Source organism: Kitasatospora sp. NPDC008050 (assembly GCF_042957465.1).
Lineage (GTDB): Bacteria > Actinomycetota > Actinomycetes > Streptomycetales > Streptomycetaceae > Kitasatospora.
Genome location: NZ_JBIBIJ010000007.1, coordinates 228067 through 246883, shown reverse-complemented (window position 1 = coordinate 246883; position 18817 = coordinate 228067). Strand labels below are relative to the sequence as shown.

General features: G+C 73.8%; 13 protein-coding genes. 5 read left to right on the top strand and 8 right to left on the bottom strand.

Annotated features, from left to right (window positions below; translation table 11 throughout):
- Positions 1 to 134: 134 nt before the first annotated feature.
- Together ACFZB9_RS16630 and ACFZB9_RS16625 are read right to left on the bottom strand one after the other, a co-directional pair.
- Complete coding sequence (locus ACFZB9_RS16630) at positions 135 to 1715, bottom strand: FAD-dependent oxidoreductase (RefSeq protein WP_391447699.1); 1581 nt, start codon at positions 1713 to 1715, stop codon at positions 135 to 137.
- On the bottom strand, positions 1712 to 2512 hold the full coding sequence (locus ACFZB9_RS16625) for a TetR/AcrR family transcriptional regulator (RefSeq protein ID WP_391447697.1): 801 nt from the start codon (positions 2510 to 2512) through the stop codon (positions 1712 to 1714). Before ACFZB9_RS16625 ends, ACFZB9_RS16630 begins: the two co-directional genes overlap by 4 nt.
- 46 nt (positions 2513 to 2558) lie before the next feature.
- Here ACFZB9_RS16625 and ACFZB9_RS16620 point away from each other — a divergent pair, with 46 nt between their 5' ends.
- Together ACFZB9_RS16620 and ACFZB9_RS16615 are read left to right on the top strand one after the other, a co-directional pair.
- On the top strand, positions 2559 to 4223 hold the full coding sequence (locus ACFZB9_RS16620; protein ID WP_391447695.1) for an FAD-binding oxidoreductase: 1665 nt from the start codon (positions 2559 to 2561) through the stop codon (positions 4221 to 4223).
- A 1-nt stretch (position 4224) separates the two neighbouring features.
- A complete protein-coding gene (locus ACFZB9_RS16615) occupies positions 4225 to 5106 on the top strand; it encodes a diacylglycerol/lipid kinase family protein (protein WP_391447693.1) in 882 nt (293 codons plus the stop codon).
- Between the two features lie 12 nt (positions 5107 to 5118).
- Here the strand turns inward: ACFZB9_RS16615 and ACFZB9_RS16610 are convergent, their stop codons facing one another.
- Positions 5119 to 5895, bottom strand: coding sequence for a metallophosphoesterase (locus ACFZB9_RS16610; RefSeq protein ID WP_391447691.1), 777 nt, complete (start codon positions 5893 to 5895; stop codon positions 5119 to 5121).
- 113 nt (positions 5896 to 6008) lie between these two features.
- Between ACFZB9_RS16610 and ACFZB9_RS16605 the strand changes: the two genes are divergently transcribed.
- Both ACFZB9_RS16605 and ACFZB9_RS16600 read left to right on the top strand, forming a co-directional pair.
- Positions 6009 to 7445, top strand: coding sequence for a PLP-dependent aminotransferase family protein (locus ACFZB9_RS16605; RefSeq protein ID WP_391447689.1), 1437 nt, complete (start codon positions 6009 to 6011; stop codon positions 7443 to 7445).
- A gap of 129 nt (positions 7446 to 7574) precedes the next feature.
- Positions 7575 to 8750 (top strand): alpha-hydroxy-acid oxidizing protein, encoded by a 1176-nt coding sequence (locus tag ACFZB9_RS16600; protein WP_391447688.1) that lies wholly within the window; start codon positions 7575 to 7577, stop codon positions 8748 to 8750.
- 40 nt (positions 8751 to 8790) lie between these two features.
- On the opposite strand, the gene ACFZB9_RS16595 is transcribed toward ACFZB9_RS16600, so the two are convergent.
- From ACFZB9_RS16595 to ACFZB9_RS16580, 4 genes are all read right to left on the bottom strand, one after another.
- Entirely contained in the window at positions 8791 to 9498 is a 708-nt protein-coding gene (locus ACFZB9_RS16595; protein WP_391447686.1) for an RraA family protein, read from the bottom strand.
- A 187-nt stretch (positions 9499 to 9685) separates the two neighbouring features.
- On the bottom strand, positions 9686 to 10111 hold the full coding sequence (locus ACFZB9_RS16590; RefSeq protein WP_391447684.1) for a molybdopterin-binding protein: 426 nt from the start codon (positions 10109 to 10111) through the stop codon (positions 9686 to 9688).
- Positions 10112 to 10327: 216 nt separating this feature from the next.
- The gene (locus tag ACFZB9_RS16585) at positions 10328 to 13543 is read right to left on the bottom strand and encodes a tetratricopeptide repeat protein (protein ID WP_391447682.1); all 3216 of its coding nucleotides are present in this window, start codon (positions 13541 to 13543) and stop codon (positions 10328 to 10330) included.
- A 3-nt stretch (positions 13544 to 13546) separates the two neighbouring features.
- On the bottom strand, positions 13547 to 13879 hold the full coding sequence (locus ACFZB9_RS16580; protein WP_391447680.1) for a hypothetical protein: 333 nt from the start codon (positions 13877 to 13879) through the stop codon (positions 13547 to 13549).
- Positions 13880 to 14069: 190 nt separating this feature from the next.
- Between ACFZB9_RS16580 and ACFZB9_RS16575 the strand changes: the two genes are divergently transcribed.
- Positions 14070 to 15017 (top strand): SDR family NAD(P)-dependent oxidoreductase, encoded by a 948-nt coding sequence (locus ACFZB9_RS16575; protein ID WP_391447678.1) that lies wholly within the window; start codon positions 14070 to 14072, stop codon positions 15015 to 15017.
- A 153-nt stretch (positions 15018 to 15170) separates the two neighbouring features.
- Here ACFZB9_RS16575 and ACFZB9_RS16570 read toward each other — a convergent pair whose 3' ends face one another.
- Positions 15171 to 18800 (bottom strand): beta strand repeat-containing protein, encoded by a 3630-nt coding sequence (locus tag ACFZB9_RS16570; RefSeq protein ID WP_391447676.1) that lies wholly within the window; start codon positions 18798 to 18800, stop codon positions 15171 to 15173.
- Positions 18801 to 18817 lie beyond the last annotated feature (17 nt).

Below are 18817 nucleotides of genomic sequence, written 5' to 3'. Positions count from 1 at the left end.
GTCACTATCCGAACGCCGGCACCGTGGAGTCGGCGTCGCAGATGACCCCGTCCGCCTGGTGGAACCACCCGAGTCACCGCTGATCTCCAGGGACTGACCCGTCGGTGCGGAGCCCCGCCGACCTGTCCCACGGCCTATCGGACAGCGCCCAGCGCCTGCTGAGCGGCTGCCAGGGCGGCGGTGCGGTCGCGGGGGGCCAGGCCGATCCGGGTGCGGCGGTCGAGCAGGTCGTCCTCGTCGAGGGCGCCCTCGTGGCGGACGGCGAAGCGCAGTTCGGCGGCGGTGGTCTCGGTGCCGGGGGCGATCGGGGTGAGCAGCGCCGGGTCGCCCCCGGCCTCGGCCAGCACGGCAGCGGCCTCGGTGCCGTAGCGGCGGACGAGGCGCAGCGGGGCGTCCAGCTGGTCGAGGCGGGCCCGCGGCGCGGCGCCGACCAGCGGCAGCGAGCGGGTGCGGCACGGGCGCGCGGGCAGGCCGGTCCGGGCCAGGGCCGCGTCCAGGGCGTCCTCGGCCATCCGCCGGTAGGTGGTGAGCTTGCCGCCGACCACCGTGACCAGCCCGTCCGCGTCGGTCAGCACCGCGTGCTTGCGCGAGACGTCGGCGGTCCGCCCGGTGCCGTCGTCCAGCAGCGGGCGCAGTCCGGCGAAGGTGCCGAGCAGGTCGGCGCGGGTGAGCGGGGTGCGCAGCGCCGAGTTGATGGTGCGCAGCAGGAAGTCGATCTCGCCCTCGGCGGCCTGCGGCACGTCGGGGATCGGCCCGGGGGCGTCCTCGTCGGTCAGGCCGACGTAGACCCGCCCGTCGGGGGCGGGCAGCGCGAAGACGAAGCGGTTGCTCTCGCCGGGCACCGGCACGGTGAGCCCGGCGTTCAGGCCGCCGGTCGGGCCGGTGAAGGCGGAGCCGGGCAGCACCAGATGGGTGCCCCGGCTGGGCCGCAGCGTGATGCCCGGGGCCAGTTCGCCGGCCCAGACGCCGGTGGCGTTGATCACCGCGCGGGCCTTCACCTCGAAGCTCTCGCCGGTCAGTTCGTCCCGCAGCCGGGCGCCGTTCCCGCTCGCCGCGCCGGCCGAGCAGCGGGTCAGGATCCGGGCGCCGTGCGCCGCCGCGGTGCGCGCCAGGGCGACCACCAGCCGTGCGTCGTCCACGAGTTGGCCGTCCCAGAAGACCAAGCCGCCGCGCAGCCCAGCGGCTTGCACGGTAGGGGCGTAGCGCAGCACCTCGGCGGCGGTCAGCCGCCGGGAGCGGGGCAGCGTGGTGGCGGGGGTGCCGGCGGTGACCCGCAGCAGGTCCCCGGCCAGGAAACCGGTGCGTACCAGCGCGGCGCCCGCCCGGGTGGTGCCGGGCAGCAGCGGGACGATCTGCGGCAGCGCGTGCACCAGGTGCGGGGCGGTGCGCTCCAGCAGGATGCCGCGTTCGACGGCGCTCTCCCGGGCGATGCCGACGCTGCCGGAGGCGAGGTAGCGCAGGCCGCCGTGGACCAGCTTGGAGCTCCACCGGCTGGTGCCGAAGCCGAGGTCGTGCTTCTCGGCGAGGGCGACGGACAGGCCGCGGGCGGCCGCGTCCAGCGCGATGCCGGCGCCGGTGACGCCGCCGCCGATCACCAGCAGGTCGACCACGGCGCCGGGCTCGGCCAGCTGCGCCAGTTCGCGGGCCCGGCGGGCGGCGTTCAACGAGGCGCTGGGCGGGGTGCGCGGCGGGTCGGCGGCCGGGGTGCTGGTCATGACGCGGTACCGCCTTCGGGCAGGGGTGCGGACGGGGTCGGAGGTGCGGACCGGGTCGGGGACGCGGACGGGGTCGGGGTCGGGGATGCGGACGGCGCCTCGGGCGCGAGGTACCGGTCGAGCAGCAGGCGCAGCTCCTCGTCCAGCCGGTCGACCGCCGCCCCGGCGCCCTCGGGGGCGTCCACGAAGACCGGGCCCGTGAGGGTGAACGACCAGGCGGTGAGCAGCACCGCGCGGGCCAGCAGGGCGGGGTCGCCGGGCCGGATCGAGCCGTCCGCGATGCCCGTCCGCAGACCGGCTTCGAGCATCGCGAGCTGGTGGTTGGTGTTGGTGCCGCGCCGCTTGAGCAGGTAGGGGGTGAGGAAGTCCGGGTCCAGCTCGATGATCTTGCGCAGCAGCGGGTGGACCCGGATGGCGGCCACCAGGCGCGTCACCCCGTCGACCACGTGGGCCCGGCCGTGCGGGGCCTGCGGAGCCTCAGCGGCCTCCGCCAGGGGGAAGGCGCTCTCCGCGAGCTCGGTCCAGACCCGGGTGGTCAGCGTGCCGAGCACCTCGTGGACCCCGCCCCAGCGGCGGTAGAGCGTGGCGCGCGAGACCCCGGCCTGACGGGCGATGTCGGCCATGGTGATCCGCTGCATGCCGATGGTGAGCAGCAGCCGGTAGGCCGCGTCCAGGATCCGCTCCTCGGGGATCGCGTTCGCGGCCCGCAGTGCGACCCGGCCGGCGTCCGGCCCGCTCTTCGCGGCCCCGCCGTTCTCTGTGTTCCCTACCCTGCTGTTGATTCGCTGCGACACCACATGTACAAGTGTATCAGCGCCTGCCCCTCCGGCCTTGAGGACCTCGATGACCGAGTCAGACCTGCCCGTCGCGGACTTCCACCCCTACCGCTGGGGTGACCCCGCCCACCACACCGAACTGCCGGCCGCCGCCCACGAGACGCTGGCCGCCTTCGGGGTCCGCACGCCCGCGCAACCGCCGGTCGACCTGGCCGAACTGACGCTGCCCGAACCGGCGGTGGACGCCAAGGTGCTGGCCGAGCTCGCCGGCCTGGTCGGCGCCGAGCACCTGGACACCACCACCGCGGCCCGGCTCGCGCACACCCGCGGCTGGTCCACCCCCGACCTGCTGCGGCTGCGCGCCGGCGACGTCACCGACGCGCCCGACGCCGTCGTGCTGCCCGGCTCGCACCAGGAGGTGGTGGCACTGCTGGAGGTGTGCGAGCGCGAGCGGATCGCGGTCGTCCCCTACTCCGGCGGCACCTCGGTGGTCGGCGGCCTCGCGCCCGAGCGGGCCGGGTTCACCGGCGTCATCGCCTTCGACCTCAAGCGGCTGGACGCACTGCTCGCGGTGGACGAGATCTCCCGCACCGCCACCCTGCAGGCCGGGGTGCGCGGCCCCGAGGCCGAACGGCTGCTGCACGAGCACGGTCTGACGCTGGGTCACTTCCCGCAGTCCTACGAGGGCGCGAGCATCGGCGGCTACGCGGCGGCCCGTTCGGCCGGGCAGGCCTCGGCCGGCTACGGGCGGTTCGACGAGATGGTCGTCGGCCTGGTCCTTGCCACCCCGCGCGGCACCCTGACGCTTGGCACCGCACCGAAGTCGGCGGCCGGCCCCGACCTGCGCCAGCTGGTGCTGGGCTCGGAGGGCAGCCTCGGCGTGATCACCTCGGTGACCGTGCGAGTGCGCCCGGTGCCGGCCGAACGGGTCTACGAGGCCTGGCGGTTCGACTCCTTCGCCGCCGGCGCGGACGCGCTGCGCCAGCTCGTCCAGGACGGCCCGGTGCCGACCGTGCTGCGACTGTCCGACGAGGCGGAGACCTCGATCAACCTGGCCGACCCGGCCGCGATGTTCGGCGGCGGCCCCGGCGGCTGCCTGGCCGTCACCGGCTACGAGGGCAGCGCCGCCGAGGTGGCCGCCCGCCGGGCCGGCGCGAGCGCGCTGCTCAGCGCCGCGGGCGGGCAGCCACTGGGCACCGAGCCCGGCGAGTCCTGGCGCAGCGGCCGCTACCGCGCGCCCTACCTGCGTGATCCGCTGCTGGACGCGGGCGTGCTGATCGAGACGCTGGAGACGGTGACCTTCTGGTCCAACCTGCACGCGCTGCGCGCCGCCGTCACCGAGGCGCTGAGCAACTCGCTGACCGCGCAGGGCACTCCGCCGCTGGTGCTGTGCCACCTCTCGCACGTCTACGAGACCGGCGCCTCGCTCTACTTCACCATCGCCTGCGCGCAGACCGATGACCCGGTGGCGCAGTGGGGGCTGGCCAAGCAGGCCGCCAACGAGGCGATCCGCGCGGCCGGCGCCGCGATCACCCACCACCACGGGGTCGGCACCGACCACCGCGAGGTCTACGCCCGCGAGGTCGGCCCGCTGGCGGTGGCCTCGCTGCGTGCGGTCAAGCAGGTGCTGGACCCGGCGGGCATCCTCAACCCGGGCGTGCTGATCCCCACTTCGGACGCGGCGGCGCAGGACGCGGCGGCGCAGGGCGGTCAGGCCGAGGGCGGGGCCTGAGGTGGCCCCCGCCACCTTCACAGCGATCGTCAACCCCGTCTCGGGCGGCGGCCACGCCGCCGCCCGCTGGGAGCCGATCGCCACCCTGCTGCGCTCGGCCGGCGCCACCGTCCGCACGGTGCCGACCCGCGACCGCGCCCACGCGATCAGCTGCGCCACCCAGGCCGCCGAGCGCGGTGACGTGGTGGTCGCGGTCGGCGGGGACGGCATGGTGCGCGACGTGGCGGACGGCACCGTGCGCGGCGGCGGCACCATGGCCATCGTCCCGGCGGGCCGCGGCAACGACCTCGCCCGCACCCTGCGTCTGCCCGGCGTCGGCGATCCGAGCGCGATCGCCGAGCTGCTGCTGGCCGCGCCCACCCGCACCCTCGACGTGCTGGAGGTCAACGGGGGGATCGCGCCCGGCAACGTCTACATCGGCATCGACTCGCTGGCCACCCGGATCATCAACGCGGGCCGCGGTCTGCCCGCCCTGCTGCTCTACCGGCTGGCCCCGCTGCGGGCCATCCTCAGCTGGCGCGCGGCCGGCTACACGCTGACCGTGGACGGCGAGCGCCGCACGGTGCGCGCGCACACCGTGGTCGTCGCCAACTCCGGTGCTTACGGGCACGGTCTGCGCATCGTGCCGTCCGCGGTGCTGGACGACGGACTGCTCGACGTCATGGTGGTCGGCGACGGACCGCGCGCCAAGATCGTCGCCTTCATGCGCGAGGCCAAGCGGGGCACGCATCCGAACCGCCCCGAGGTCACCGTGCGGACCGCCCGCGAGGTGACGGTGGACGCCGACCGCCCGATACCGGTCTGCGCGGACGGGGACGAGATCGCGCAGCTGCCCGCCGAGATCAGGGTGCGCCCGGGCGCGCTGACCGTGATCGCCCGCTGACTCCTGCTTCTTTCAAGGGAGTTGAACGGTCCGGTAGTGCGTGGTCAGTCGGCCCGCCTCGTCCAGCAGGTGGAAGGCGAGCGCGGGCGGCTGGTCCAGGTGGACGACGTCGCGCGGGTGGGCGTGGTGTTCCCAGGGCAGCCGGAGCGTGGAGACGACGCCCGGGGCCACCAGCAGCGGCCGCCCGGCGAAGGTGGTCGCCGCCGCCGTGTGGGCATGGCCGACCAGAAAGGCCGTCAGATTCGCGTGACGGCCCGCCAGTTCGGCCAGCCGCTCGGCCCCGAACTGGCGCAGGCCGTCGACGAACGGGACGTACAGCTCGGCCGGCGGGTGGTGGAAGGCCACCAACACCGGTACGCCGTGCGGGGCTTCGGTCAGCACACCGTCCAACCAGGCCAGCGTCCCGTCCGCCAGGAAGCCCTCGTCCTTGCCCGGCACGGAGGAGTCGCACAGCGCGAGCACAGCACCGCCGGGCAGTTGGTACCGCTGGTTGACCGGAGCAGTGGGATCGGCCTGCCCGGTGGGGACTTCACCGAGCAGGAACCGCCGGAACGCGGCGCGGTCGTCGTGATTGCCCGGGCAGAGCAGCACCGGGTGCCGGGAGGCCAGCAGTTCACGCGCGCGCTGGTACTCGGCGGGCGCGGCGTGGTCGGCGATGTCACCGGTGACCAGGACGGCGTCCAGGTCGTACGGCAGGCCTTCGAGGTAGGCCAGCACGGCCCGGGTGCGCTCGGCGCTGCGCGCGTCCTCGTCGATGTGGAGGTCGCTGAGGTGGGCGATCACGATCATGCGTGGTAGTCCTCTCGCTGGTGGGGCCTGTCCGGCCCTGGGCGGGCGTCGGGATCGGGCGGTCCCGGGGACGAAGCTAGACGGTGGCCGGACCAGGCATAAGATCCAGTTCCATGCCAGTTGATTGGTCCGGTTCCGGGGTCGACCTGCATCTCGCCGTCGACCTCGGCGGTGGCGGCCGGCGGGCCGCGCTGGAGTCCGCGCTGCGCGGCGCGATCCGCGACGGCCGCCTGTCCGCCGGCACCCTGCTGCCCTCCACCCGCCGGCTGGCCGAGCAGCTCGGCCTCGCCCGGGGCACCGTGACCGCCGCCTACGACCAGCTGGCCGAGGAAGGCTTCCTGATCGCCCGTCCGGGCTCGGGGACCTCGGTGGCCGAACCCGCGCCCCGCGCCCCGGCTCCGGCGGCGCCCCCGCCCGGACCGGCCGCCACCGCCGCCGCCGCGCCCCGCCACGATCTGCGCCCCGGGCTCCCCGATGTCGGCGCCTTCCCACGGCGTGCCTGGCTCGCCGCCACCCGCCGGGTGCTCAACGCGGCCCGTCCCGAGGCCTTCGCCGCCGGTGACCCGCAGGGCCGGCCCGAACTGCGCGCCGCCCTCGCGGACTACCTCGGCCGCACCCGCGGCGTGGTTGCCGGCCCGGACCGGATCGTCATCACCTCCGGCTACTACCAGGGCCTGGGCCTGCTCAGCGGCGTACTGGCCGAGGCCGGCATCAGCGCCGTCGCCGTGGAGGACCCGGGCCACAACGTCTTCCGCGCCGTCGTCCAGCGCGCCGGACTCGCGGTCGCACCGCTGCCGGTCGACGCCCACGGCGCCCGGGTCGACACGCTCGCGCCGGGCACCGGGGCCGTCTTCCTCACCCCCTCACACCACTACCCCACCGGCGTCCCGCTCCAGCCGGGCCGCCGCCGCGCCCTGTGCGGATGGGCCCGCTCCACCGGCGGCCTGACCGTCGAGGACGACTACGACGGCGAGTACCGCTACGACCGCCAGCCGGTCGGCGCGCTCCAGGGCAGCGCCCCCAACCACGTCGTCTACTGCGGCACCACGTCCAAGACCCTCGGCCCCGCGCTGCGGCTGGCCTGGCTGGTGCTGCCGCCCCACCTGGTCGAGCCGGTGGTCCGGGCCAAGCAGCGGACCGACCTGTACACCGAGGCCCTGGGCCAGCTGACCCTCGCCGAGCTGATCGGCACGCACGCGTACGACCGCCACATCCGCGCCGCCCGGCTGCGCTACCGCAGGCGCCGCGAGCAGCTGGCGGACCGGCTGGCCGCCTTCCCCCGCCTCACCACCCACGGGGTCCCCGCCGGCCTGCACACCCTCGTCACGCTGCCGGACGATGGGCCCACCGAGCAGCAGATGATGGACAGTTGCGCCCGCCACGGGGTCGGCCTGCGCGGCCTGGGCGAGCTGCACCACGACCCCACCGGCCGGGCGGCGGGCGTGCTGATCGGCTTCGCCGCGCCCACCGAACGCGGCTACCCGGCGGCCCTGGACGCCCTGTCGGCCGCCCTGAGCGCCGGCCTGAGCGCCGGGCCGACCGCCGTCTGAAGCCTTCGCTGGACCTCACCCCCCGAGGCAGCTGACCGCACGGCAGCTGACCACGAGACCGCCGACGGCGCGGTCGCCGAACGCGCGGAATGCCCGCAACCGCCGCGCCGCGGTGGCAGGATGGCCACCATGGCCTCGCATTTCGGTGACTACCAGAACGAGATCTACTTCGACGCCCTGCGCGGCGTGCTGCCCGATCTCCCCATGGCCTTCGCGGAGTTGGCCGAGCGGGCGCAGGCCACCCTGCCCCCGGGCATTTGGTCCTACGTGGCGGGCGGCGCCGGTGACGAGTTCACCCAGCGGGCCAACGTCAGCGCCTTCGAGCAGTGGGCACTGGTCCCCCGGATGATGGTCGGCGCGGCCCAGCGCGATCTGACGGTGGAGCTGTTCGGGCTGACGCTGCCCTCACCGCTCTTCCTGGCCCCCGTCGGCGTGATCGGGCTCTGCGCCCAGGACGGCCACGGCGACCTCGCCACCGCCCGGGCCGCCGCCCGCACCGGCGTGCCGATGGTCGCCTCCACCCTGAGCGTGGACCCGCTGGAGCAGGTGGTGGGCGAACTCGGCGACACCCCGGGCTTCTTCCAGCTCTACACCCCCACCGACCGGGAGCTGGCCGCGAGCCTGGTGAACCGGGCGGAGGCCGCCGGGTTCAAGGGCATCGTGGTCACCCTGGACACCTGGGTCACCGGCTGGCGCCCGCGCGACCTGCGCACCGGCAACTTCCCCCAGCTGCGCGGCAACTGCCTGGCCAACTACACCAGCGACCCGGTCTTCCGGGCCCGGCTGGAGCAGCCGCCGGAGCAGAACCCGGGCGCGGCCGTGCTGGAGTGGATCAGCATCTTCGGCAACCCGCTGACCTGGGCGGACCTGCCTTGGCTGCGCTCGCTGACCACGCTGCCGCTGATCCTCAAGGGCATCCTGCACCCCGAGGACGTCCGCCGGGCCAGGGACGCCGGGGTGGACGGCGTCTACTGCTCCAACCACGGCGGCCGACAGGCCAACGGCGGCCTGCCGTCGCTGACCGCCCTCCCCGGCGTGGTGGCGGCGGCCGACGGCCTCCCGGTGCTCTTCGACTCCGGCGTGCGCAGTGGCGCCGACGTGGTCAAGGCCCTCGCCCTCGGCGCCACCGCGGTGGGCGTCGGCCGCCCGTACGCCTACGGGCTGGCGCTGGGCGGCACGGACGGCGTCGTCCACGTGCTGCGCTCGCTGCTCGCCGAGGCCGACCTGCTCATGGCGGTGGACGGCTACCCCGCCCTGGCCGACCTCCGCCGGGAGGGTCTGGTGCGGCTGCCGGGCGGGGTGTGACCGGAGCGCGGACCCTCCAAGGCATGGTGAGGCCACCCGGTCACTCCTCGATGGCTCCGCCCACCGCGCGCAGGTGCTCGCGGAAGGTCAGCTCGGGCTGCTCGCGGCGCGCGGCGAGGTAGCGGTCGAAGCGGACCTGGGCGCGCAGCGTGTCGCCGGAGCGGATCCGCTCGGCCTGGCGCCGCTCGGTGTCGCGGATCTGCTCGGCGAGCGCGAACAGCTCCTCGGCGCGGGCGGCGGGGAGGAAGAGCACGCCGTCCTCGTCGCCCAGCGCCAGGTCCTCGCCGTTCACCGTCCACTCCCCCACCCGGGCGGAGTCCAGCACCTCGGCGGGCCGCGGGTCCAGGCGCTGCGGCCCGGTCGGCAGCGCGCCCAGGCTGAAGACCGGCAGTCCGATGGCCCGGATGTCGGCGGTGTCGCGGTGCAGGCCCCAGACGACCACGCCCGACACCCCGGCGGCGCGTGCCTCCAGCACCACCAGGTCGCCGACGCAGGCCTCTTCGAGCCGGCCGCCGTTGTCCACCACCAGCACGTCGCCGGGCTCGGACCGTTCGAAGGCCTCCAGGAAGATGTCCACGCTGCCCACGTGCCGGGCCGGCCGGACCCGGCCGGCCACCCGCCCGCCAGGCACCACGGCCCGCAGCTGCGCGGGCGCGCAGCGCACCGGGACCTGGGCGCGGAGGCAGGCGTCCGCCAGGTGGGCGGTGGTCAGGGTTTCGAAGCGCTGCTGAAGCTCCTGGTGATCCATGCGATCTGCCCTCTCACACTCGGCTCACACTCGGCGGGTTTGATTACCGTACTGACGCATCATCACGGACCTGCCACCCCCCGCGCAACGCGCCACCGCCCCCGAACCCGCATCGGCGGGCAGGGGGCGGCGCGCGGGAGCCGGCGGGATCAGGCAGTGGATCAGGCGACGGGATCAGGCGACGGGATCAGGCGGCGGCCAGCGAGATCTCGGTGGCCTTGATCAGGGCCACCACCGGGGTGCCGGCGCGCAGGCCGAGGTCGTCGACGGCGTCCTTGGTGATCGCGGCGGTCAGCTCGCCGCCCTCGATGGCGACCTTGACGGTGGCCATGGCCCCGCCGGTGGCCACCTCGGTGACGGTGCCCGGGAGCTGGTTGCGGATGCTCAGCCCGGCCACGGGGGCGGTCGCGGTGGCGAGGGCGATCTCGGTGGACTTGGCGAGCGCGTCGATCCGGGACCCCTCGGCCAGGCCCAGCTCCCGGACCGCCTCCAGGGTGATCGCCGCCGTGATCTCCTGGCCGCCCGCCAGGCGGGCTCGCACCGTCGCCATCACGGCGCCGTCGGTGATCGCGGTGACGGTACCGGGAATCCGGTTGCGGATGCTCAGGCTCATGCGCTGCTCCTCGCTCGAACGGTCAGGCAGGGGACGAACAGGGACGGATCGGACTCCCGTCGTCACCCACCCTGCCACGACCGCCGCGCACCCGCGGGGTGCCGCTCTGATCCGATCCCGGCGAACCCGCGGGCTCCTCGTGACGCGTTCGAGCGGCCGCTCAGCCGAGCGGCACGGACCGCCGGCACGGACCGCCGGCACGGACCGCCGGCACGCTCACCGCGTGCGGACCCGCTCGGCGTGCGAGAGCGCGACGAACTCCGCCAGGCCGAACACGCCCTGCGTCTGCGAGTCCAGCCAGCCGGCCAGGTCGGCCGTCTCCGTCGGCTGTTCCCCCATCAGCCAGTGCCACAGCAGCATCAGCACGCTGTCGAGCAGGCGTAGTTGCTCCGGTCGGCCGTCGGGTCGGCCATTCGGTCGTCCGGCGGAGGTCAACTCGACGAGTTCCGGCAGCCGGCTCGCCATCGTGGTGGCAGGGCTGATCACGAACGCCTCCTTGAGCGCTGCGACCACCTTCGGCACCACCGCGGACCACTGGTGCTGCTCGACCGCCGTGCAGATCCGCACTCCCCAGACCGCCGCCGACCAGAGCTCTTCGGCGGCGCCCACCCGCAGGGCGCAGTCGACCAGAAAGCCGACCATGGGCGCGCCCAGGCCGAAGGCCCCCAGCTCGACCAGACCCGACGCCGCCGCGACGTGGTGTTCCAGCGCCTCGGCATGCCGACCCTCCAGGGTGAGCAGCTGGGCGATGTCGCTGTGGAAGGCCGCCTCCTCCACCCGGTTCCCGAGCCTGCGCGCCTGCTCCAGACCGGTGCGGGCGCAGTCGCCCGCGGCCCTGAGCTCGCCCTGCTCCCGGTAGCACCCGCCGAGCCTGCCGAGCGCCACCAGCTCGCCCTCCTCGTTGCGGCAGGCCCGCAGGGTCTCCAGCGCCGCGGCGGCCGAGGCGGTCGCGGCGCCGAGGTCTCCGGTCAGTTGCTGAAGCGTGCTCAGGTCGAGGAGGAACGTCCCCTGTTCACGCCGGTTCTCCAGCTTCACCGCCAGCGCGTACCCCTGCTCGGCGAGCGCCCTCGCCTCCTCGTGGCGCCCGAACCGCTTGCTCAGCTGGCCGAGCACCCCGAGCGCCCGCATCAGGGTGGGCTCGTCGCCCTGCTCGGTGCAGAGGTCGCGCGCGGCGGCGACCGTGCGCAGCGCCTGCTCCTGGTCGCCGCCGCGCATCAGGAGCTGTGCCTTGCGCAGCAGCAGGTGCGCCCGGTTCGGGCAGGCCTCGCCGTATCCGAGGCTGCGGTCGTAGTCGGCGAGCGCGGCACCCCACTCGCCGTGCTGCGCGTGGAGATCGCCGGTCAACTGGAACCGGGCGGCCCAGCGCTGATCGGCGCTCACCGGCGGCAGGTCGAGGCGGTGCAGCGTCTCGTCGAGGAGGGGGACCAGCTCCTCGACCGCCTGGCGGTCGGCGTCGGGCCCCGGTCCTCGGGCGCCGACCAGGCGCAGTTCGTCCAGCAGCAGGTCGGCGAAGGCGAGGTGCCGGGCGAACTCGGTGCCGGCCACCGCCCGGCGCAGGGTGGTGATCTCCCGGTGCAGCGTTCGCGCCACCTCGCCGTCGACCTGTAGGGCCGCCGCCGCCAGCAGGCCGCCGTGGCGCAGCACGGCCTCGCCGCCGCTGATCCGGTCGGGCCACTGGCTCAGGCGGCCGTTGACGGTGCCGACGTACAGGTAGGAGCGCTCGATGGCCTGCAGTCCGGTGTTGACGATGGCGTCGGCCGCCGGCGCCTCCTCGACGGTCAGCCGGTCGGTGACCACGCGGGCGAAATCGGCCGCCCGGCGCGAGGGGATGTCCCACAGCGTGCCGATGTACCCACGCGCGCCGATCCGGATGAACTCGCGGCCGATACCGGTCCAGGACTGGCAGGAGTTGTTGAACACGATGGGCCGGTGGTCGAGTTCGAAGAGCTGGGGCAGCAGATGGCTCGGCAGCGGCACATCGCCCAGCATGATCCCGTCGTCCGTGCCATGGGTGTTGAAGAAGATCAGTTCCACCGGCAGCCGGCGGGGCAGCGCCTGCAGGGCCCGCATGGAGGCGTCCTCGCCGGAGAGCAGGATCGGGTGGGTGAAGTGGGTACCGACCGCCCGCAGCACGTCCTCGGTCTCGGACACCACGAAGAAGCCGGGGTCGAAGACGAGGCTGAAGGCCCCCTCGGGGCGCCCGGCGCCCTGCGCGTGCAGCTCGTTCAGGATGATCAGCGCGGCGTCGGCCGCCACGTGCCCGATCGGCTTGTGCGACCAGTCCGCCGTGGCGGTGCGGACGAACCCGTAGGGCAGCCCGGTGGTGAACGCGGTCAGCCGCCGCTCGCCGACCTCGGCGATCGCGGCCGCCGGCACCTGCCCGGTCACGGCGGCCTCCAGCTCGGCGAACTGGTGGCGCCCACCGTCGAAGAACCGCCCGCGCAGCTTCCCGAGCACCCCGGAGCCCCTGGCGCCGTCGCTCCCGCCCTCACCGTCGCCGCCGTTCTCACCGCGGGCGGCGGCGCCGACCCGCTGCTGGCGCGCGGCCACCGCGGCGCGGACGGGAGAGAGGTCCGGCGGCGGGGTGACCACCAGACGCGCGCCGCGATGGTGCGCGTAGAGCGCCCCCAGCAACGTCGACGCGTCGCCGGTGTCCTCGACCAGGACCGCCTCCGGGCCGTCCGGGTTGACCGCGGCGAACAGTTCGTCGAGCGGCGGCGCCGGGTGGTCGACGGCCCGCAGCACCGCCCCGCTGCGCAGGGCGGTGAACAGCGCGGCCGGCCATCGGGCGGGACCGTCGGCGGGCACCTCGATGACGCGTTCGGGCAGGCCGTCCGCGTCCCGCAGCAACCGCCAGGCGGCGTCGGTCAGTTCACCGAGGCGCAGGCCGCTCAGGCGCAGCCGGGTCGGGACCTCGGCGAACATCTGGGTGATCGGCTGCGCGGCCTGCTGCCCGTTGGCGGCGAGGTAGCGGTTGTACCGCTCGTCCAGGGCCGGATCGACGGTCACCAGGTCCTCCGGGGTGAAGTCGTGCAGGAGGACGACGCGTTCGATCCCCAGGCGCGAGACGATCCGCGACACCATCTCGTTGTGCTTGACCCAGGAGCGATACGCCGTCAGTTTCGCGGCCAGCCGCCCGGACGTCTCGATCGCGGCCAGCATCTCGCGCACGCTCCTCCCGTCCGACCCCAGCACCTCGGCCATCCCGAGCGGCGTGCCGATCCGGCCCTGGGTGCGTTGCTGGGCCAGGTGGTGGAGCTCGTAGGCCTTGATGTGCTCCTCCCTGGACGTCGGCGGCGGCTCGATCGCGACGACCGGCGTCAGGCGGTCGGCGGGCAGGCACGAGGCCACCACCGCCGCCTCGCGCAGCTGGTCCGGACGGCACACCACCACGGTGTCGCCGACGGCGAACTCCGGAACGCCAATGTCCATGGCTTACAGCCCCCGCAGGTAGGAGTCGACCGGCGACAGCCGGCGCACGGCGGTCGGCGCCCCTCTCATCTCCTCCTGGGTGAGCTCGCGGCCCTTGCGCGCCATCGAGTTGACCAGCACCGGCGTGGAGACCCCCACGTACACCGCGCCCCAGGAGGTGGTGGCCGGCAGCACCAGCGCCAACAGCCCGCCGAGCCCGGCGAAGGCCAGCGAGATCAACAGGTAGAAGCGCGACCACTGGAAGCGTTCGGGGTTCTGCCGGACCGCGTACAGGCGAACGATCTCGGGGGCCAACGCTCCTGCCATGCCCAGTAGGAAAATCAACGTGGACTTCATGCACCTCACCGTAGCCGCGCCACGGCTTACACGGACGGGTTTCCCCGTTCGCGGCCGCCCGGGTGACAGCGATCTGCCGGTGGGCTGTGAGCCGCCTCTGTGAGGGTGGGTGCGGGCGGTGAAAGTGCCATCGCCCCGCCTCCAGCTCACTCGAACTCAGTCGAACTCACTCGAACTCCGGGAGCCCGCCATGCCCTCCGATTCCAGGACCCCGCAGTGGGACGTTCACCGGCTGCCGCGCGCCGAGGGAAAGAACGTCCTGGTCACCGGCGGCAACGCGGGCATCGGGTACTTCGTCGCCGAGCAGCTCGCCGGCACCGGGGCCACGGTCGTCCTCGGCAGCCGTGCCGAGACGAAGGCCAAAGCCGCGATCGCCTCCATCAGTTCACGCGTCCCCGGTGCCAAGGTGCAGCACCTGCCCTTGGACCTGGCCGATCTCAGCTCGCTCAAGGCGTCCGTGGACGCGCTCGAACTGGACCACCTCGACGCGGTCGTCCACAACGCCGGCGTGGCGCTCGACGATCCACCGCGCCGCGAGACCGAGGACGGCCACGAGCTGATGTTCGCCACCAACCACCTGGGGCACTTCGCACTGACCCACTGGCTGGCTCCCCTGCTCACGGCGACCCCGGGGAGCCGGATCGTCACCACCGGCAGCTTCGCCGCCAAGTCCGAACGCCTGGACCTCGACGACCTCCAGAGCACGCACGACTACCGGCCCAAGCGCGCCTACGCACGGTCGAAGTTGGCCCAGATGCTCTTCGCCTTCGAGCTCGACCGCCGCCTGCGTGCCGCCCGCAGCACGACGCTGAGCGTGGTCGCCCATCCCGGCGGCGCGCTCGACTCCCTCACCCCCTCGCGTCCGCCCGTCCATACCCGGACCACCGGCGAGCGGGTGCGCCACCTCCGACTCGGCCTCCTCGTCCAGGGCAAGGACGCCGCCGCATGGCCCGCGGTCCGGGCCGTGCTCGACCCGGACGTGCGCGGCGGCCAGCTGTGGAGCCCCCGAGTCCTCGGACTGCGCGGCACACCCAGGGCCGAACGCATCTGGCCCCACCTGGCCGACACCGCGTCCGCAGCCCATCTCTGGGCGGCCAGCTGCGACTTGACCGGCACCGACCCGGCGGGCGGCCGCTGAGGCGACGGACGTGGCAACGGCCGCCCCGGAACCAAGTCCGGGGCGGCCGTGCCGCGTTCGTCCGCTCAGCGCCTCAGCGCCTCAGTGCCTCGTCGGCTCGTCGGCTCGTCGGCTCGTCGGCTCGTCGGCTCGTCGCTGAGTCGGCTCAGCGACTCACAGTGCCGCGTTGAGGGTGAACGGCTGGCTCACGGTGCCCGCCGCGCTCTTCGCCGTGATGGTCAGGTGGAAGGCCCCGAGCGCCAGTTCGGAACCCGAGATGGTCGCCGTGCCGTTGCTCCCCGGGGTGAACTTCAGCCCGGCCGGCAGGGTGCCGCTCTCGCTCAGCACCGCGTTCGGGAACCCGGTCGTGGTGATGGTGTAGCTGAACGGGATCAGCAGGAAGGCGGTCGCGCTGGACCTGCTGGTGATCGCCGGCGGCTGGTCGACCGTCACCGCCAGGGCCTGGGTCGCCGTGCCCACCGGGTTGGTGGCCGTGAGCGTCAGCGGGTAGACGCCGCCGCCGTTCGCCACCGGGGTGCCCGTCAGGCTCCCGGTGCCGTTCCCGTTGTCCTTGAAGGACAGGCCAGTTGGCAGCGCTCCGGCCACCTTCAGGGCCGGGGCCGGGTTGCCGGTGGCGGTCACCGCGAAGCTGACCGGGGCGCCGGTGGTCAGCGTGGTGGCGCTCGGGCTGGTCACCGAGGGTCCGGTGGACTGCGTGACGGTGACGGTGACGGCGGCGGTGGCGCTGCCGACGAGGTTGGTCGCGGTGATGGTCACCGGGTAGCTGCCGGCGGTGCCGGAGGCTGCGGTGCCCTGGATCGAGCCGGTGCCGTCACCGTTGTCCTTGAAGCTCAGCCCGCTCGGCAGGGTGCCGCTCTCGGTGAGCCCCGGGACCCCGTACCCGCTGGTGGTCACCGCGAAGGTGCCCGCGGTGCCGGTACTGAAGGCCGCGCTGCCCGCACTGGTGATGGCGGGATGCTCGTCGATGGTCAGGGACAGGTTCTGGGTGACCGAGCCGGCGCCGTTGGTCGCGGTGACGACCAGCGGGTAGCTGCCGCCGCTGCCGACCGCCGGGGTACCGGTCAGGGTCGCGGTGCCGTCGCCGTTGTCAGTGAAGCTCACCCCGTTCGGCAGGGCGCCGCTCTCCTTGAGCGCGGGCAGCGGGGAGCCGGTCGCGGTGACGGTGGCGTTCAGCACGGTGCCGACGGTGGCGCTGGCGGTGGCCGTGCTGGTGATCAGCGGGGCGACATTGACGGTCAGCGTGGTGGAGCCGCCGGCCGCGATCGGGGTCCAGGCGGACAGGGTGCCGCCGTAGGACTGGCCGAAGGCGGCGCCGTTGACCGTGGTCCCGGCCGGGACCGTCACCGGGACGTCGGCCGAAGCGCCACCGGAGTTGGCGATCACCACGTTGCCGTTCTGCACCGAGGCGGTGACCGTGCCGGCCTGCTCGGCCGTGGCCCAGGCGGCCGACTCACCGAGGGTCTGCGCGGTCTGCGCGTCGTTCGTCTGGGTCAGCGGTGCGGTGTACCAACTGGTGTACTGCGACAGCATGGTGTTGATCAGGCTGAGCAGCGTGTAGCCGTAGTCGGAGGTCACCCCGTTGACGGTCTGGGTGGCCGGGCCGATCAGGTTGGTCTGGTGCGCGTAGTTCATCCGCGGGTCGTCGGCCAGCACGTGGCCGAGCAGGATCCGGGACTCGTTGGCCAGCACCGTGGACTCGGTGGCCGGGGTGCTGGTGCAGGTGGTCGACGGGGTGTCGACGCACTTGCCGGTCTCGTTCGGGTAGAGCGGGTCGCCCATCGAGGAGCTGCTGTTCACGTAGAACGTGTTGTACTCGCTCAGCTCGTCGGGCCAGCTGCCCGCGTTGTAGTAGATGTTGCTCGGGTAACGCGGCGCGGAGACAGCGGAGTTGCTCGCGCCGGTGGCCGAGGTCCCCTGGATGCTGTAACTCTGCGGCTGGCGCGAGGCGTCGGTGCCGAAGACCTTGATCCCCATGTCCGCCATCGACTGCGGCATGGTGGGGCTCTCCAGGCCGGAGTGCTCACCGGTGACCAGGCTGCTGGTGCTGTAGTTGGTCAGACCGTTGTTGACCGCGAAGGCGTCGTCCAGGCCGATCTCCTGCTCGATGCTGGAGTCCGGCTGGGTGCTGGTGGCCGGCAGCCAGGCGGCGGCCGAGGAGCAGCCGATGCCCGGGTCGGTGGCGGTCGGGAAGGTGCTGGTGCTGCCCGGGCCGCCGCCCGGAGCGGTGGCCCCGGTGTCGGTGAAGGAGTAGCTGGTGGCCGCGCCGGTCGGGTCCTCCTTGACCTCGCCGACCAGGCCGAAGCTGGTGGAGCCGGCCGGTGCGCGGTAGATGTCGTAGCCCCAGAAGCCGGTGCCGCCGGAGTACAGGGACTCCAGCTTGGCCAGCGAGGGGCCGCCACCGTTGGGGGCGTCCGGCCAGGTCAGCACGGTCGAGCCGTTGGCACCGACGGTGACCTGCTGCGGGGTGGAGGGCTCCGACTCACCGTAGGCGGTGGCCGCGGTGATCTCGTAGCTGTAGCCGCCGGCCGTCAGCGAGCCGCCGGTGCCCGCGGTCGGCGCGTTGGCCGGCTGCGGTCCGCCGACCTGGCAGCCCAGGTACATGTGCGACCAGGTGTGCGTGATCCAGTCGAACGAGGCCTGCTGCTTGAGCAGTTCGTTGACGAAGGCGGAGTCGTCCGGGTAGCCGCTGTCCACTGTCTGGCCCGGGTCGGTGAAGGTGTTGCCGTTCACCGTGGCGCTGCCACCGCAGTTGGCGCCGGACACCTGGCCCGCGGTGGGCGCGGTGCAGGCGCCGATCGCGTTGAAGGCCAGCTCCAGCTTGATGCCGGTCTGCTTCTCCCAGTTGACCACGTAGTCCACGTCGGCCGCGCTCATCTGCTGGTCCGGCGGGCCGTCAGCGGCGTTGCCGCCGACACCGGGCGGGCAGTACACGTCGTTCGGGTTGGTGGCACCCGGCGTGCACTGGTACTGCCGGCTCCACTCGTTGTCCGCGATAAAGAGGTCGTCGACGTCCTGACCGAAGTAGTTCCGGTACAGGCCGAGATGGGTGTTCTGGGTGACCCAGTTGATCAGCCCGGGCGAGAGCAGCAGCCAGGGCAGCATGGTCGAGCTGTAGTTGAAGGTCAGCGACAGCTCCGACACGCCCCCCTGCGCGTCGGTGCCGGGGTGCTGGTAGACGGCGGCCAGCGTCTGGCCCGCCGCGTTCTGCAGCCACGGGGTCACCGGGGCGCCGGCCACCGGCGTGGCCGGGTAGCCGTAGGAGCCGGACTCGAAGGGCACCGGTCCCTTCAGCTCGGGGAGTTGGGCGAGCGCGGGCGCCGTCAGCTGCGCGGTCCCGGTCACCGAACCGGAGCCGGCGGCGGTCAGACCGAGCGAGGCCGAGGGGTACATGTAGCCGTCCAGCTGGCGCACGCCGAAGCTGGACTCGTAGCTGTCGAGGCCGCTGAGCTGACCGGCGGCGAAGAAGGTGGGCGAGTCGGCGATCACCACGCCGTTGTAGTAGCCATGGGTGCCGCTGGAGAGCGCGGGCAGCGCGACGGTCTCGCTGCCGAGCGCTCCGGTGCTCGTCACCAGCGTGTAGGGCACGCCCTCGGTGTCGAGCGCCTTCTGCCAGGCGGTCGTGGTGGGGTCGTCCGATCCCCCACCGATCAGCAGCACCTTCAGATCGAGCTGCGGCGGCGTCGCCGCGACGGCAGGCGCCACGGCCTGCGCAGTCGCCACCAGGGTGAGCGCGGCCACCCCGGCGGCGAACCATCGCGCTCCTCGTTTCAGCAAAGTTCCCACCCCACGTGAGTACGGGT

Excerpts from the sequence above, each read along its gene's own strand:
- ACFZB9_RS16595 (WP_391447686.1), bottom strand. The coding sequence starts at position 9,498 with ATGGATCACCAGGAGCTTCAGCAGCGCTTCGAAACCCTGACCACCGCC.
- ACFZB9_RS16580 (WP_391447680.1), bottom strand. The coding sequence starts at position 13,879 with ATGAAGTCCACGTTGATTTTCCTACTGGGCATGGCAGGAGCGTTGGCC.
- ACFZB9_RS16630 (WP_391447699.1), bottom strand. The coding sequence starts at position 1,715 with ATGACCAGCACCCCGGCCGCCGACCCGCCGCGCACCCCGCCCAGCGCC.
- ACFZB9_RS16575 (WP_391447678.1), top strand. The coding sequence starts at position 14,070 with ATGCCCTCCGATTCCAGGACCCCGCAGTGGGACGTTCACCGGCTGCCG.
- ACFZB9_RS16605 (WP_391447689.1), top strand. The coding sequence starts at position 6,009 with ATGCCAGTTGATTGGTCCGGTTCCGGGGTCGACCTGCATCTCGCCGTC.
- ACFZB9_RS16585 (WP_391447682.1), bottom strand. The coding sequence starts at position 13,543 with ATGGACATTGGCGTTCCGGAGTTCGCCGTCGGCGACACCGTGGTGGTG.
- ACFZB9_RS16620 (WP_391447695.1), top strand. The coding sequence starts at position 2,559 with ATGACCGAGTCAGACCTGCCCGTCGCGGACTTCCACCCCTACCGCTGG.
- ACFZB9_RS16610 (WP_391447691.1), bottom strand. The coding sequence starts at position 5,895 with ATGATCGTGATCGCCCACCTCAGCGACCTCCACATCGACGAGGACGCG.
- ACFZB9_RS16600 (WP_391447688.1), top strand. The coding sequence starts at position 7,575 with ATGGCCTCGCATTTCGGTGACTACCAGAACGAGATCTACTTCGACGCC.
- ACFZB9_RS16590 (WP_391447684.1), bottom strand. The coding sequence starts at position 10,111 with ATGAGCCTGAGCATCCGCAACCGGATTCCCGGTACCGTCACCGCGATC.